The 14,883-nt window shown below is 63.8% G+C and carries 11 protein-coding genes; 5 read left to right on the top strand and 6 right to left on the bottom strand.

All coding sequences use genetic code 11. The features are described from left to right. The first annotated feature begins 15 nt into the window (after window positions 1–15). From K0P03_RS02835 to K0P03_RS02820, 4 genes are all read left to right on the top strand, one after another. The gene (locus K0P03_RS02835; RefSeq protein ID WP_272788845.1) at window positions 16–1,632 is read left to right on the top strand and encodes an ABC transporter substrate-binding protein; all 1,617 of its coding nucleotides are present in this window, start codon (window positions 16–18) and stop codon (window positions 1,630–1,632) included. A 72-nt stretch (window positions 1,633–1,704) separates the two neighbouring features. Further along, window positions 1,705–2,649, top strand: coding sequence for an acetamidase/formamidase family protein (locus K0P03_RS02830; RefSeq protein ID WP_050745784.1), 945 nt, complete (start codon window positions 1,705–1,707; stop codon window positions 2,647–2,649). After that, complete coding sequence (locus tag K0P03_RS02825; RefSeq protein ID WP_272788844.1) at window positions 2,646–4,322, top strand: ABC transporter ATP-binding protein; 1,677 nt, start codon at window positions 2,646–2,648, stop codon at window positions 4,320–4,322. The genes K0P03_RS02830 and K0P03_RS02825 overlap by 4 nt, the downstream gene beginning before the upstream one ends. Window positions 4,323–5,027: 705 nt before the next feature. Continuing rightward, a complete protein-coding gene (locus K0P03_RS02820) occupies window positions 5,028–7,052 on the top strand; it encodes a methyl-accepting chemotaxis protein (protein WP_245290225.1) in 2,025 nt (674 codons plus the stop codon). Window positions 7,053–7,120: 68 nt separating this feature from the next. On the opposite strand, the gene K0P03_RS02815 is transcribed toward K0P03_RS02820, so the two are convergent. Then, on the bottom strand, window positions 7,121–7,498 hold the full coding sequence (locus tag K0P03_RS02815; protein ID WP_272788843.1) for a VOC family protein: 378 nt from the start codon (window positions 7,496–7,498) through the stop codon (window positions 7,121–7,123). A gap of 154 nt (window positions 7,499–7,652) precedes the next feature. Between K0P03_RS02815 and K0P03_RS02810 the strand changes: the two genes are divergently transcribed. Then, window positions 7,653–8,576: a hypothetical protein gene (locus K0P03_RS02810; protein WP_272788842.1), complete on the top strand. Its 924-nt coding sequence runs from the start codon at window positions 7,653–7,655 to the stop codon at window positions 8,574–8,576. Between the two features lie 435 nt (window positions 8,577–9,011). On the opposite strand, the gene K0P03_RS02805 is transcribed toward K0P03_RS02810, so the two are convergent. The 5 genes from K0P03_RS02805 to K0P03_RS02785 all read right to left on the bottom strand — a co-directional run bounded on the left by K0P03_RS02805 (window position 9,012) and on the right by K0P03_RS02785 (window position 14,883). Next, window positions 9,012–9,416 (bottom strand): hypothetical protein, encoded by a 405-nt coding sequence (locus tag K0P03_RS02805; protein ID WP_272788841.1) that lies wholly within the window; start codon window positions 9,414–9,416, stop codon window positions 9,012–9,014. Window positions 9,417–9,514: 98 nt separating this feature from the next. Further along, a complete protein-coding gene (locus tag K0P03_RS02800; RefSeq protein WP_272788840.1) occupies window positions 9,515–10,606 on the bottom strand; it encodes a C45 family autoproteolytic acyltransferase/hydolase in 1,092 nt (363 codons plus the stop codon). A gap of 149 nt (window positions 10,607–10,755) precedes the next feature. Continuing rightward, window positions 10,756–12,300, bottom strand: coding sequence for an ABC transporter substrate-binding protein (locus K0P03_RS02795; protein WP_023511994.1), 1,545 nt, complete (start codon window positions 12,298–12,300; stop codon window positions 10,756–10,758). A 33-nt stretch (window positions 12,301–12,333) separates the two neighbouring features. Continuing rightward, window positions 12,334–13,185 carry a hypothetical protein gene (locus K0P03_RS02790; protein ID WP_023511993.1) on the bottom strand — a complete coding sequence of 284 codons (852 nt, stop codon included), beginning with the start codon at window positions 13,183–13,185 and terminating at the stop codon, window positions 12,334–12,336. Window positions 13,186–13,212: 27 nt separating this feature from the next. Next, window positions 13,213–14,883 (bottom strand): ABC transporter ATP-binding protein, encoded by a 1,671-nt coding sequence (locus tag K0P03_RS02785; protein WP_272788839.1) that lies wholly within the window; start codon window positions 14,881–14,883, stop codon window positions 13,213–13,215.

Below are 14,883 nucleotides of genomic sequence, written 5' to 3'. Positions count from 1 at the left end.
AAAGGGGAACGAAAAATGTTCAATCGCTGGTTACTGACAACGACAACGGCGACCGTGCTCGCCTTCTCCGCACTCTCGGCCAAGGCCGAAACGCCCGCGCAGGGCGGCGAGATCGTCGTCACCTACAAGGACGACATCACCACGCTCGACCCGCATATCGGCTATGACTGGGTCAACTGGTCGATGATCAAGAGCCTGTTCTCGCGCCTGATGGACTACGAGCCCGGCACCGCCAACCTCGTGCCCTCGCTTGCCGAGAGCTTCGAGGTCGCGCCCGACGGGCTCACCTATACGTTCAAGCTGCGCAAGGGCGTGAAATTCACCAACGGCCGCGAAATCGTCGCCTCGGACGTGAAATATTCCATCGAGCGCGCCGTCAACCCGAAGACGCAGGGCCCCGGCGCCGGTTTCTTCGGCGCGATCAAGGGTTTCGACGACCTGACGGGCGGCAAGGCCGAGGTGCTTTCGGGCGTGGAGACGCCTGACGATGCGACCGTCGTCTTCCGCCTCTCGCGGCCCGATGCGACCTTCCTGCACGTCATGGCGATCAACTTCGCCTCCGTCGTGCCGAAGGAAGCGGTGGACGCGGCGGCCGGCGACTTCGGCAAGAAGCCGGTCGGCTCCGGTGCGCTGGTGCTGAAGGACTGGACGATCGGCCAGAAGCTCGTCTTCGAACGCAACCCCGACTATTTCGTCAAGGACGTGCCGCATGTCGACAAGGTGACGATCGAAGTCGGCCAGGAGCCTCTCGTCGCGCTCCTGCGCCTGCAGAAGGGCGAGGTAGACATTGCCGGCGACGGCATTCCGCCGGCAAAGTTCCTGGAGATCAAGAACTCGCCCGATGGCGCGGCGATGATCGTCGACGGCGAACAACTGCACACCGGCTACATCACGCTCAACACCAAGGTAAAACCCTTCGACGACGTGAAGGTGCGCCAGGCCGTCAACATGGCGATCAACAAGGAGCGCATCACGCGCATTCTGAACGGCCGCGCAACGCCGGCCAATCAAATCCTGCCGCCGTTGATGCCGGGCTACGACAAGGCCTTCACCGGCTATGCCTTTGACGTGGAAAAGGCCAAGGCCCTGCTTGTCGAGGCCGGCCATCCCGATGGTTTCGAGACGGTGCTCTATTCCACCAACACCGACCCGCAACCGCGCATCGCCCAGGCGATCCAGCAGGATCTCGCTGCCATCGGCATCAAGGCCGAGGTGCGGGCACTGGCGCAGGGCAACGTGATCGCCGCCGGCGGCACCGAGGGGGAAGCGCCGATGATCTGGTCCGGCGGCATGGGCTGGATCGCCGACTTCCCGGATCCGTCCAACTTCTACGGCCCGATCCTCGGCTGCTCGGGCGCCGTCTCCGGCGGCTGGAACTGGCCGTGGTACTGCAACGAGGCGATCGACAAGCGCGCCGCGGAGGCCGATGCCATGTCCGACCCGGCCAAGGCGGCGGAGCGCCAGGCAGCCTGGGGCAAGATCTTCACCGACATCATGGCGGATGCGCCCTGGGTGCCCGTCATCAACGAGCGTCGCGTCGTCGCCAAGTCGCTGCGCATGGGCGGGCCGGACAACATCTACATCGATCCGACGCGCGTCATCAATTACGACGCGATCTTCGTGAAGCCCTGAGCCTTCACCACCGGCTCTCCTCGCACCCGCGGGGAGAGCTTTCAAGAACAACAAACGACCGGGAGGCCTTCCATGTGCGTCGCCTGCACCCACACCATCCACCGCGCGCAGCATAATTTCGGCTGGGACCGCGCCTTTCCGCCGGCGCTGACGGCCAGGCCCGGCGAGACCATCCTCTTCGAATGCCTCGATTCCTCGGGCGGCCAGCTCGGCCGTGATTCGACGCTGGAGACGCTTGCCGCGCTCGATTTCGGCAAGGTGAACCCCGTCTCCGGCCCGGTCTATGTGGAAGGCGCGGAGCCCGGCGATGCGCTGAAGGTGACGATCCGCAAGTTCCATCCCTCCGGCCACGGCTGGACGGCGAACATTCCCGGCTTCGGCCTGCTCGCCGACCAGTTCAAGGACCCGGCGCTGCACATCTGGTCCTACGATACGGCAAGCATGGCGCCCTCCGCCTTCGGACCCGGCGGGCGCGTGCCGTTGAAGCCGTTCACCGGCACGATCGGCGTTGCGCCGGCCGAACCTGGCCTCCACTCCGTCGTGCCGCCGCGCCGTGTCGGCGGCAACATGGATATCCGCGACCTCACGGCGGGCGTGACGCTCTACCTGCCCGTCGAGGTCGAAGGCGCGCTGTTCTCCGTCGGCGATACCCATGCGGCGCAGGGCGATGGCGAGGTCTGCGGAACGGCGATCGAGAGCCAGATGAATGTCGAACTCACCCTCGACCTCGTGAAGGGCGCCAACCTCAAGACACCACGTTTCACGACGACCGAGCCCGTGACGCGCCATCTCGACGGCGCCGGCTACGAGGTCACGACCGGCATCGGCCCCGACCTGATGACGGGCGCCCGCGAGGCGCTGATGCGCATGATCGACCTTCTCGTCGCCGAGCACGGCTACAGTCCCGTCGATGCCTATTTGCTCTGCTCGGTCTGCGGCGATCTCAGGATCAGCGAGATTGTCGACATGCCGAACTGGGTCGTTTCCTTCTACTTCCCGAGGATCGTCTTCGCGTGACGTCGCATCAGGCCGCCCCGGTTCTCTCCGTCCGCAACCTCTCCGTCGATGCGCGCACGCCTGAAGGGCTGAAGCGCATCCTCGACGGCGTGAGCTTCGATCTTGCCGCCGGCGAGACGCTCTGCCTTGCGGGGGAATCGGGGTCCGGCAAGTCCGTCACCTCGCTGGCCATCATGGGCCTTTTGCCGAAGGCTTCGCTGAAGGTATCGACCGGCGAAATCCGGCTGGAAGACCGCAACATCCTTGGCATTCCGCACCGGGCGCTGCGCAAGATCCGCGGTGGCGACATCGCGATGATCTTCCAGGAGCCGATGACCTCGCTGAACCCGGTGATGACCATCGGCGCCCAGATGGTGGAGGCGATCCGCGAGCATCGCGAGGATCTCTCCGAGGGAGCCGAAGCCATTGCCCGCGCAATGCTCGACGCCGTGCACATGAGCGAGGCGCCGCGCCGGCTGACGCAGTACCCGCACGAACTTTCCGGCGGCATGCGCCAGCGCGTGATGATCGCCATGGCGCTCTCCTGCCGGCCCAAGGTGCTGATCGCCGACGAGCCGACGACCGCACTCGACGTGACCGTGCAGGCGCAGATCCTCACGCTGATGCGCGAACTCCGGCGTGAATTCTCCACCTCCATCCTGATGATCACCCACGACATGGGTGTGGTCGCGGAAATGGCGGACCGGGTGGCGATCATGCAGCAGGGCAGGATCGTCGAGGCCGGCGATGCGCTCGACATCTTCGCGCGGCCGGCCGAACCCTATACGCGCCAACTGCTTGCCGCCGTTCCCCGCCTCGGCGCCCATGCCGGCACGGACGGACCGCCCCGCCTGACGGAAGCTGCGCCACCACCGGCGGAAAACCCAATCCTCGTCGTCAAGGATCTCAGCGTCACCTATGGCGCGCGCGCCGGATGGTTCAACCGGTCGCGCATCGCCCCCGCCACCGTCAGCGACATTTCCTTCGTCCTCAAGGCGGGCGAGACGCTCGGCCTTGTCGGCGAAAGCGGTTCGGGCAAGTCGACCACCGGCAAGGCCGTGCTCAACCTCATTCCCTTCGCGGGCAGCGTTTCGATCGATGGACACGAGACGCACGGCCTGAAGCCCGCCGCGATGCGCCCCGTGCGCCGCATCGCGCAGATGATCTTTCAAGACCCCTACGCCTCACTCGACCCGCGCATGACGGTCGGTGCGGCCATCGCCGAGCCACTGGTCATCCACGGCGTCGGCAATGCCTCCGAACGGCAGGACCGGGTGGCCGCCCTCCTGAAGCGCGTCGGCATGCCGCCGGATGCCGGCGGCCGCTATCCGCACGAGTTTTCCGGCGGCCAGCGCCAGCGCATCTGCATCGCCCGGGCGCTGGCGCTGGAGCCGAAGCTCATCGTCGCCGACGAGAGCGTCGCGGCGCTCGACGTTTCGGTCCGCGCCCGGGTGCTCGACCTGATGCTGGAACTGCAGGAGCAGATGGGCCTCGCCTATCTCTTCATCTCGCACGACATGGCGGTCATCGAGAAGATGTCGCACCATGTCGCGGTGATGCGCGGCGGGCGGATCGTCGAGATCGGCACACGCCGGCAGGTCTTCGAAAGCCCCGGCGACGACTACACACGCAACCTGATGGCTGCCGTACCGATCCCCGATCCGGCCCTTTATCGCGCGGCCCGGCACGCCTGAGGCCGGCGAGGACGCATTGAACCTGAAAGCGCGGCAAAGAGGCCTCGCTTGAAGATTTTGCTGGATGCCCCCTTCGTTCCGGACAAGAAAAATGCGCCGAAACCCACAATTTCGCGCAGCCGGACGTTGTAAAATCTCCCATCACCCGCACCGTCGCCCGACCCTTCCTGATTTCGCGCGCCTTTGCATGCTCTAGGCACAGCGCCGACTGCTCACACCCTTCGACAATAGCTGTTGCAGCGTCGTGTCGACGGGGATTCTGGATGAGTAAAACACTCTAAATCGAACACATTGACTGGCGAAGGGCCGAACAAAGGCGGGACTTCATACATACGGCGAATTTAAAGTACATATTTCTTATATTTCAACATTAAACCTATTACGCCGATTCAAAAATACAACTTCAATTTTGACTAGAAATACAAAAAATAAATGGCAAGAAATTTGGAAAAAATAAATAACAATCGTCAAAACCCGCCATCGATCGAAAACCTTGAAATACACGCAGCGGATGCATACTGTCAAAATACTGAAATCCGGGGCAAATTCGGGCGAATTATCGATTCCCTAACCATTATAAAGCACATCCTTTACACATACCGACGATGGCGTCGGGTATAGCACTCATGTGCGGCATGACTTCATGACGTCAGAAATGAGTTCGACGCGGCAGAAGAGGCATGTCCACGCCAGGAACTGTCCATCATGAGAATCAAGACGCAATTCCTCATCCTCGCCTCGGCCACCGGCATTGCCATTGCCGGCCTCGCGGGCAGTCTGTGGGAATATACCGGCGCAGCCGGCGATGTGACGAATGCCTATGACCAGAAGTACCGGTCCTACCTTCTCGCCGACGGCTTCCGCCAGTCGTCCGACGATCTGACGCGCCTGGTGCGCACCTATGCCGAAACGGGGGATGCATCCTACAAGGACCAGTACAACGCCGTCATCGAAATCCGCAACGGGACCCGGCCACGACCGGAAGACTACCACCGCATCTACTGGGACTTCGTCGCCGGTGGCGAGGCAAAACCCCGCCCGGACGGTCCCGCCATCTCCATTCTCGACCTGATGAAGCAGGCCGGTTTCACCGACGACGAATTCGCCCTGCTCGATGAGGCAGGCAAGCGCTCCGATGCGCTCGTCAAGCTTGAGACCGAGGCGATGACCCTTGTCGACAATGCCGCCACGACAGGACCGGAGGCCCGGGACAAGGCGGCGCACATGCTGGATTCGCCCGAGTACCACAAGTTCAAGGCCGAGATCATGAAGCCGGTCGACGCCTTCTTCGTGAAGCTCGAGCACCGCACCCAGGGCGCCGTCGACGCCGCCAACGCCCGCGCCGCCTTCTTCTGGTCGCTGACCCTGGCCGCCATGGGCGCGCTGATGCTGATGCTCGCCATCATCGGCTACGTGACCTTCAAGCGCATCATCGGCGGCATGTACAAGCTTGGCAATTCCATGGGCCTCGTGGCCAATGGTCAGCTGGACACGCAGATCGACCTTGCCAGGAACAACGACGAGATCGGCGACATGGGCAAGGCGCTGGAGGTCTTCCGCCAGGGCGCCATCGCCAACCGGCGGCTGGAGCAGGAAGCGACGGAAAACCGCAAGAAGGCCGAGGCCGAACGCATCACCATGCAGGAGAAGGCCGAAGCCGACGCCGCCGAGCGGCTGCGTGTTGCGACATCCGGCCTTGCCGCCGGCCTGAAGCGCCTCGCCTCCGGCGACCTCGCCTTCCAGCTCAACGAGACCTTCGCACCGGATTTCGAGGCCCTGCGCCACGACTTCAACCGCTCCGTCGCGCAGCTCGGCACGACGCTTTCGGAAATCTCCGGCTCCATCTCGACGCTCGACACCGGCACCCGAGAAATCGCCGCCGGCACGGACGACCTTTCGAAGCGCACGGAGCAGCAGGCCGCCTCGCTGGAGGAAACGGCAGCGGCGCTCGACGAGATCACCGTCAATGTCGCCAACTCCTCCAAACGCACGGAAGAGGCCAAGGACGTCGCCGGCCGCGCCAACCATTCGGCGGCCGAATCCGCAGAAGTCGTCTCCCATGCGGAAGAGGCGATGCGCAAGATCGAGGAAAGCTCGCAGCAGATTTCCAACATCATCGGCGTCATCGACGAGATCGCCTTCCAGACCAACCTGCTCGCCCTCAATGCAGGCGTCGAAGCAGCCCGTGCGGGCGAGGCCGGCAAGGGTTTTGCGGTCGTGGCACAGGAGGTGCGCGAGCTTGCCCAGCGCTCCGCCCAGGCGGCCAAGGAGATCAAGGGTCTGATCCAGAACTCGTCCGCCGAAGTCGGCACTGGCGTGAAGCTGGTGCGCGATACGGGCTCGGCGCTGAAAACCATCAGCGGCTTCATCGTCGAGATCAACACGCATATGGAATCGATTGCGACATCGGCCAAGGAACAGTCCGTCGGGCTGGCCGAGGTCAATACTGCGGTCAACGCCATGGACCAGACGACCCAGCAGAATGCGGCAATGGTGGAACAGTCCAACGCCGCCTCCAACACGCTGGCCAACGAGGCTGTGCGCCTGCGCGAGCTGGTCAGCCAGTTCCGGCTGGAGGGCGCCTCTGCCGCCCGTGCAGGCGGCCTGCGCACCGCGCGGAGTGCCGATTCCGCCGTTGCCTCCCCTGCCCGCACGCTCGGCCGCAAGGTTGCAGCCGCCTTCAGCGGCAATGCGGCCCTCGACACCAAAGGCGAGTGGGAGGAATTCTGAGACCACGCCGGGCCACCCGCGAGTCTGCGGGTGGCCCGGCATTCAAGGAACGCAGGCGCTTACCGCCGTCACGTCCTGTCGATCCGCCACGGCGGATCGATCCGGTTCGCCCCGGCATGGTAGAGGACGATGCGGTTGCCGCCGGGATCGAACAGGTCAGCCTCACGCCAGAGCCAGCTCATATCCTCCGGCCCGCGTTCAAACCGGAGGCCGGCTTCGACAAGAGCCCTGACCGTCCCGTCCAGATCCTCGCACTCGAAATAGACGGTGGTTCCACCCCCACCCGCCTCTCCCTGGCGCAGCGAGAAGGTGCTGTCGCCCTCCGGGCAGAGGAAGCGGGCATAGCGAGGCCGCGCGTCGACGACGGGCCTGAGGCCGAGCAGGCAATAAAACCGCCAGCCTGAATCGAGATCCGGCATCGTTACGGTCACCTGGTTGAGGCGCATGATCCCTCCCGCCGCCCTGCGGCCCTTCACCTGTCAACAAGGCCACGGCCGATGGCGAAATAGCAACAGTTTAAAGAAAGAAATTCGCGACCGTTGACAATTTTTGCGAATTTCTTCTTCTATCTCCGTCTCTTTCAACAAGGAGACAGTAAAAATGAAGCATTTTCCCTATACAGGCTCCGGCCCTTATTGTTATTCAAACGCCTTCGCCATGATGTTAGGTGAAATTTCACCACCGACAAACGTCATTGAATTTGCAACGAGCAGTGCTTTCGGCATGCATTTGCTGCGGGGCACGCTGCCGTTTTTCGATCCATTCTGCTGGACACCGGAAGCAAGCTTTGACGATACGCTGGCGGCGCTGGGCTGGACCTCCGATCTCGTACACGGCGACGACCCGCAATCGGCGCTCGCCACGCTCAAGGCTGCGCTGGTCGATGGGCCGGTCTGGATCGGCCCCGTGGAGATGGGTCATCTCCGGCACCAGCCGGGACGGATGGGGCCGATCGGCGCGGATCACTATGTCGTCGTCATCGAGATGGACGAGACGTCGGTGCTGATGCACGATCCGGAGGGCTTCCCCTATGCGCGGCTGCCGGTCGACCTGTTCCTCAAGGCCTGGCAGACGGAAACACTCGACTACGGCACCCCCTTCACCCTGCGCTCGGGCTTCCGCCGGATCGCCGTCAGGTCCAACACGGAGATCATCCGCGCCGCCTTGCCCGCTGCACGCAGATGGTTGGCCGGCGCGGGTGTCAGCGAGGTGCCGCCGGGAACGATCGGCAACGGCGAGGCGGCCGAAGCGCTCGCGGCAATGATCGAACGGGGCGTCGAGGAGGGGTTGCGCGACCACCTGGTCCACTTCGCCGTCCGGGTCGGCGCCCGCCGCGCCGCGGACGCAGCCACCTGCCTCACGCAGATCGGCGAGGTGCAGGCCGCAGCCATCCTCGACCGTCAGGCCCGGCTCATCGGCTCCCTGCAATATCCGCTGGTCGCCCGGGACGATGCAACCGCCGCTGCCCAGCTGCGGGCACTCGCCCCGACCTACGAAGCCCTTCTGGCAACCCTGCCGGCCTGACGGGTGCAGGGCGGCATCTCGCTGGAAGATGATGCCGCCCGAAAGGGAAACTCCAGACGGCCTTGATTGGCATACCTTTCCAGCCTCCTCACAGCATGAAGCCCGCAGCCGAAGGGGTGGAGCATCCGGCAGAAAAGCCCGCGGCGCGTACATGCATTTCGCGTAAAAATTTTAACAATTTTACGTTGTGTATTATTTACAATCAACCGCAAGGTGTTAATCATATCCCACCCTGATCATAGGGTTTGAGGAGGGATTGAAATGTGTGGAACTGGAGGATGCTGCGGCACATCGCAGTCTAGCATCAGAAGACTGAATCCGGAATCGGTCGACATCATCCGTCAAAAGGCATTGGCCAACAGAGCGGACCTTCTGAACAACAGAAACCTGAAAGCTTCCATTCTCAGCGCGGAAAACGTTACTGCGATCGAATTCTTAAGTCACGACAAATCGGACATGAGAAGCGTCATCATATGCCAAAAGATGGGCAGCTTCGGTGCGTTTGACATAAAAATACGCAAGCTCGAGATAAAATACCCGAAAGTTGAGATGGTCGCCGATATCAAATTTGATCCCTTCGACGGAGGGCTTTTCAAATTCGAGGCGACGCTCACCATAAAATGCAACGACATAACACAACCCATGGGTTGTGAAGTTCACCTGGACTACGGCAAGACGGATTCGCAAATCCAGCCGCTGATAAACTGGGACTGCATCAAGAGATGCGCCCCGCAATGCATCTATTGCGGCTCTGATTATCAGTGCTGGCTGGCCTGCGCCGGCATCTGCATCATTCAGTGCCTCTGATGCCCCTTCGGCGCATGCCGTGCCATCGCGCATGACGCCTCGACGCCCCCGCTCCACCCTCCGCCATCAGATCAACCGCTGAAAGGCGGGGTGGAGCGTTTGCGCATCTCGTGCCGGCACGGCCGAGATACTCAGCCGCGCACCGCCAGCCGCCGCCAGCTTTCGGCGCTCGGCGGCCCCGCGGCGACGGAGAGCGACACCGTTTTGCCGATCTCGTAAACGACTGCACCGACCGTCATCTGGCGCATGAGGCCGAGCTTGGTGTCGGTACGTGCCGGGCCTTTCGGCACGATGGAGACGGCGCCGCCCTTGCGCTGCGCCGAAAGGGCGCGTCTTACGGTTTCGGCATTCACCGGCCCGCCGCGGGAAAAATCGGTATGGAGGCTGCGAAGGCGGGTGCGCGAGTCGCTGCCGCCCTCCAGCCTGGCATTCGGCGCGACGCGCGTATTGGCGAGCGGATGGTTCGTGTGAAGCGACAGGCCATCGGCAATGGCGATCTCGGCAACGCCACCCGCCGCGCATTCGAGCGTGCGGATGCCGTTCCGGTCGCCGACCTGGAAATTCTGACCCGAGGCATGCGGGACGCGGGAGAGGAAGTCCGCCGCCGCTGCCGCGTCTTTCCGCGCCAGCGCGCCGCGCATGGCGAAGGAGACGGGAAGCCCGTGCGGGCTGTAGGCAAGCTGGGCAAGCGTGTTGACGCAGATGCCGAGGCCGCGGCCGGAAACGCCCATCAGGCCGATCAGGCCGGCGGAGGTGTAGACCAGCGTTTCGCTGTCGCCGTCATCGAGCCGCAGCACGGCCTGTGCGCCATCGTGCCAGCGTGGCAGGTCCATGGTCTGGCCGACAATCGTGTCGCGCCCTTCTGCCGGTGCAACGGCAAGACTGCTGCAATGGCCCTCGCCGTCGAAACCGCCGAACCACCATTCCTCGTCCATCAGTTGGAGGGCATAGGCCGTCTCCTCGGATATGCCGGCACCTTCGGCAATGCCGCGCACCTCCTCGAGAAGATCGGGCGTATGGACGGCGATTGCCGTGCGGAAGTCCGTCACCGTCAGGAAGACGGGCAGGAAGGCCGCCGCCGGCCGGCCATAGGCCTTGCCGATCGCCGCCTGCCAGCGCTCCACCTTGTCGGCGATCGTGCCACGCAGCGCCTCGCCATGCGCCCGCCCGCGGGCAAGCGGCGCCTTCGGGCAGTCGATGACGGGAAGATCTTCGGTACGCATGATTTTCTCCTGACGGGATGCGGTCGTCGGGGCGCGATGGGCGTCCCGACGACGAGATGAAGACAGGCTAGGACGGCCCACAGCCTTTTGGCCATTGCTCCGGTTGCGGGAATCGCTCCTGGATTGCCGCCCTCGCCCGACGGGTGGGATCAGTTCTTCTTCACGCCCCAGGCCCGCTCCTTGTCGGCCGCCCAGACGTCGAAGCCTTCGATCTTGGCCCCGACTGCCGCGACGACAGGTTCATAATAGAGGCCGAGGATCGGCAGGTCCTTGGCCATCAGCGCGTGGATTTCCTTGAAGACCGCCTTGCGCGCCTCGAAATCCGTCGTCTTGGTCGACTTCAGATAGAGCTGCCAGGCCTCGGGATTGTCCCACTGCGCCGTCGGCTCGACCTTCTTGTCGCCCATGATGACGCCGTAGAACTGCGAGGGATCGAGGCGTGCGGAATAGCCGAAGGACTGCAGCTGGAACTTGCCCGCGAGGTAGTTGTCGAGCTGTGCGGCCCAGTCCAACACCTCCAGCTCGGCATTGATGCCTGCGCCTGCCAGCATGGCCTGCACCAGGATGCTGTTTTCATACATGCCCTGGTAGCGGGTGTTGGTCTGGATCTTGATCACCTCGCCCTTGTAACCGGCCTCGGCGAGCAGCGCCTTGGCGGCCTCCGGATCGTAGGCCGGCCATTTCAGGAAGTCCTCGTCGAAGAAGGCGCTCGCCTGCGGTACGCCGGAGGGATTGAAATCGGCAAGGTTCGCCGTGCGCGCGGCAGCGATCTGCTTGAAATCGATGGCATGGGCGATCGCCTGGCGCAGCTTGACGTTCGACATCAGCGGATCGGTGGTCTGGATCAGGAGTGGCGTCAGCGAGAGGCCTGAAGTCGTCATGACCTGCAGGCCGCGTGCCTTGGCATCCTCGATGCGCTGGGATTCGAAGTTCGGCAGCACGTCAATCTCGCCGGCGAAGAGTGCGGTCTCGGCGGCCGACGTGTCGGGGATGATCATGAACTTCGCTTCATCGACCAGTGCCGTGCGGTCGCCGGCATAGCCGCTCGCCTTTTCCTTCGGCGGCTTGTAACCGTCGTACTTCTCCAGGGTGATGTACTGGCTCTTCACCCATTCCTTCAGCTTGAAGGAACCGCTGCCGATCGCGCTGCCCTCGATCCACTTGCCATCCGGCCCTGCATTTTTCGGGCTGGCGACCCAGCCGTTGCACTGGATGTTGGCGAGCTGGGCGAGGAAGAGCGCATTCGGCTCGTTGATGCGGAAGACGACGGTGCGCGGGTCGGGCGTTTCCAGCGCCTCCACCTTCAGGCCCTGCGAACCGTCGTAGAAGGCGTTGCAGAACCATTCGGCGCCGGCCGCGACGCGGTGGTCCCAGTTCCACTTGACGTCGGCCGATGTGACGGGATCGCCGTTGTGGAAGGTCGCGCCCTCGCGGATCGTGAACGTATAGGTCTTGCCGTCCTGCGAAACGGCCCAGCTTTCGGCGAGCGCAGGGCCGATGCTGAGATCGGCGCGGAAGCCGACCAGCGTCTCGAAAACATGGTGCAGCACGGTGTCGGTGTTGGCATCACGGTCGATGCCTTCCGTGCTGCGGATATCGGCATTGATGCGGATGTTCAGCGTTGCCGCCTCGGCCGAGACGCCAAGCAGCAGGCCAGCCGCCAGCGCCGTCGAAATCAGAAATGTCCGTTTCATGATGATCTCCTGGTGTTCCCCGCTTTGTTATCGTCAGGAGCGCTCGCGGATTGCGCCCAGCGTTTCTGCAAAGAAATCCTTGACCTTGCCGATGAGCTGATGGTCGTCATGGGCAATGCCCGGCACGATGTCGTGCCGCACGCCGATGCCGTGCTGCTCGAAGCTCTTCTTCAGCGCGCGCATGCGGTCGTTGCGGTTGGCGCCGGCCAGATCGGCGCCCGGCATGTACCAGTCGTCGTCGGGCGAGATGGTGATTTCCCAGGTCTCCAGGTCGTCACCGCCGATCACCATCTGCACGGCGACCTTGCGGATCGCGTCGAGATCGATCGGCTTGCCGAAGACCGTCTCGAAATTGCGCACGCCGACCCAGAAATCATGGTCGAAATCGAGCAGCGTCACGACGCCGGGCGCGCCGATCGAGGCGGCGAGCAGGCGCTCGGGATGGAGGTAGAGGAACCGGTGGGTGAAGTGGCCGCCACCGGAAAAGCCGTACATCATCACCCGGTCGCCCTCGATGCGGTACTTTTCCTGCATCTCGGCGATCATATCGAGCATGATGGCGTCATAGTGCAGGTCGCCGTCGCGCAGCATCTTGTAGGACGACAGATCGCCCGGGAAGCAGATGTTGGCGGGGAAGAGCGGGCACAGCACGATGACGCCGTTGGCTTCGGCAAAATCGGCGAAGGCATCGCGATAGGCCTGCATGCCACGCTCCGTGCCATGCACGATGACGGCAAGCGGATAGGTCTTCTCGCCATCCTCCTCGTAGTCGTCGGGTACATAGGCGCAATAGGGGAAACGCTGGTCGAGCCGCGAGGCATAGACGGTCGTATGGCCGAAATCGTAATAGGACAGCTTCTGGCCGTGACCGCTGACATTGCGCATGGATGGTCTCCTCTCCGTATCGAAAATCTAAAGGCCTGCCGCCCCTGACAGGAGGCGGTGGCTGCCTGCGCCATCCGTGCCTGCGAAGGTGCGGTCGAGCAGCATGGCGGCGTCGAGCAGGCGGCGGGTATAGGCGTGCTGCGGCCGGTCGAAGACGTCGTCGCGCGTGCCGATCTCGACGATGCGGCCGTTCTCCATCACGGCGACCCGGTCGGCCACCTGCTCCACCGCGCCGAGATCGTGCGAGACGAACAGGCAGGCAAAGCCGTAGCGCGCCTGAAGATCGCGGAAGAGTTTCAGGATCTGCTTCTGCACGGTCATGTCGAGCGCCGAAACCGGTTCGTCGGCCACGACGAAGGCGGGGCGGCTGACGATGGCACGAGCAATCGCCACGCGCTGGCGCTGGCCGCCCGAGAGCTGGTGCGGAAAGCGGCCGGCAAGCTCCGGCGCAAGGCCGACCTCGGCAAACACCTCCTCCACCCGCGCCTGCCGCTTTCCGCGATCCATCGCCGGGTCGAGCTTCAAGGGCTCGCCGACGATCTCCGCGATGCGCTGGCGCGGGTCGAGCGAGGAATAGGGGTCCTGGAAGACGATCTGGATCGATTGGCGCAGCGCACGGCCGCCGGCATCGTTCCGGTAGGCAAGCGGCGCACCGCGGAAGGCCATCGTGCCGCCGGAAGGCGTCACCAGTCCGACGATCGCCCGGCCGAGCGTCGTCTTGCCGGAGCCGGAAGCGCCGACCAGCGCCAGCGTCTCGCCGCGGTTGATGGCGAGATCGACGCCATGCACGGCGCGTTTTCCCGCCGCCCGGCCGAAGAGCTTTGCACGGCCGGGATAATCGATGACCACGTCCTTGAGCTCGATCAGCGCCTCGGCCGGCGCGCTTGCCGACCGGCTGCCGCCGGCGCTGCGGCGCGGCAGGGCGTCGACGAGACGCCGCGTGTAGTCGTGTTTCGGGGCATGCAGCACATCCTTGCTGTCGCCCTGCTCCACCGCCCTGCCCTTGTGCATGACCACGACGTTGCGCACGTAGTGCGAAACCATGCCAAGATCGTGACTGATGAGGAGGACCGCGGTGTTGTTTTCCTGTGTCAGCTCCACCATCAGGTCGAGCACGTCGCGCTGGATCAGCGTGTCGAGCGCCGTGGTCGGCTCGTCGGCGATGAGAAGCGCCGGCTTCAGCAGCATGACGGAGGCGAGCATGATACGCTGGCGCATGCCGCCGGAAAATTCATGCGGGAAGGCGGCAAGGCAGCGCGCCGGATCCTGGATGCGGATGCGCTCCAGCATGGCAAGGCTCCTGTCGCGGATCTCGGCCTTGCCGAGCTTCCTGTGCAGCGCCAGACCTTCGGCCATCTGCCGGCCGATCGTCATGGCGGGGTTGAGCGAGACCATCGGCTCCTGGAACACCATGCCGATGCCCGCGCCGCGGACTTCCCGCATCTTTGCCGGCAGCGCGCTGACGAGATCCGTGCCCCTGAAGCGGATGCGGCTTTCGGGCGTCGCCATGAAGGGCGGCGGCAGAAGACCCAGCACGGAGCGGGCGGCCATGGTCTTGCCGGAACCGGATTCGCCAACCAGCGCCAGCATCTCGCCGGCCGGCAGGGAAAAGGAGAGGCCATCGACCACGGTAAGGCCGGCCTGCCCCATGCGGACAGAGAGATTTTCGACGGAAAGCACGGTCTCGATACCAGCCAT

Origin of the sequence: Shinella sp. HY16, assembly GCF_028534175.1 — a bacterium.
Classification (GTDB): Bacteria; Pseudomonadota; Alphaproteobacteria; order Rhizobiales; family Rhizobiaceae; genus Shinella.
The sequence above is the reverse complement of the archived record's forward strand: the minus strand, read 5'-3'. Positions and strand labels throughout refer to the sequence as shown.

Bases quoted from the DNA above. Each gene is read 5' to 3' on its own strand.
- K0P03_RS02835 (WP_272788845.1), top strand. From the start codon at position 16: ATGTTCAATCGCTGGTTACTGACAACGACAACGGCGACCGTGCTCGCC.
- K0P03_RS02830 (WP_050745784.1), top strand. From the start codon at position 1,705: ATGTGCGTCGCCTGCACCCACACCATCCACCGCGCGCAGCATAATTTC.
- K0P03_RS02820 (WP_245290225.1), top strand. From the start codon at position 5,028: ATGAGAATCAAGACGCAATTCCTCATCCTCGCCTCGGCCACCGGCATT.
- K0P03_RS02815 (WP_272788843.1), bottom strand. From the start codon at position 7,498: ATGCGCCTCAACCAGGTGACCGTAACGATGCCGGATCTCGATTCAGGC.
- K0P03_RS02810 (WP_272788842.1), top strand. From the start codon at position 7,653: ATGAAGCATTTTCCCTATACAGGCTCCGGCCCTTATTGTTATTCAAAC.
- K0P03_RS02805 (WP_272788841.1), bottom strand. From the start codon at position 9,416: ATGCGCGATGGCACGGCATGCGCCGAAGGGGCATCAGAGGCACTGAAT.
- K0P03_RS02800 (WP_272788840.1), bottom strand. From the start codon at position 10,606: ATGCGTACCGAAGATCTTCCCGTCATCGACTGCCCGAAGGCGCCGCTT.
- K0P03_RS02795 (WP_023511994.1), bottom strand. From the start codon at position 12,300: ATGAAACGGACATTTCTGATTTCGACGGCGCTGGCGGCTGGCCTGCTG.
- K0P03_RS02790 (WP_023511993.1), bottom strand. From the start codon at position 13,185: ATGCGCAATGTCAGCGGTCACGGCCAGAAGCTGTCCTATTACGATTTC.
- K0P03_RS02785 (WP_272788839.1), bottom strand. From the start codon at position 14,883: ATGGCTGGTATCGAGACCGTGCTTTCCGTCGAAAATCTCTCTGTCCGC.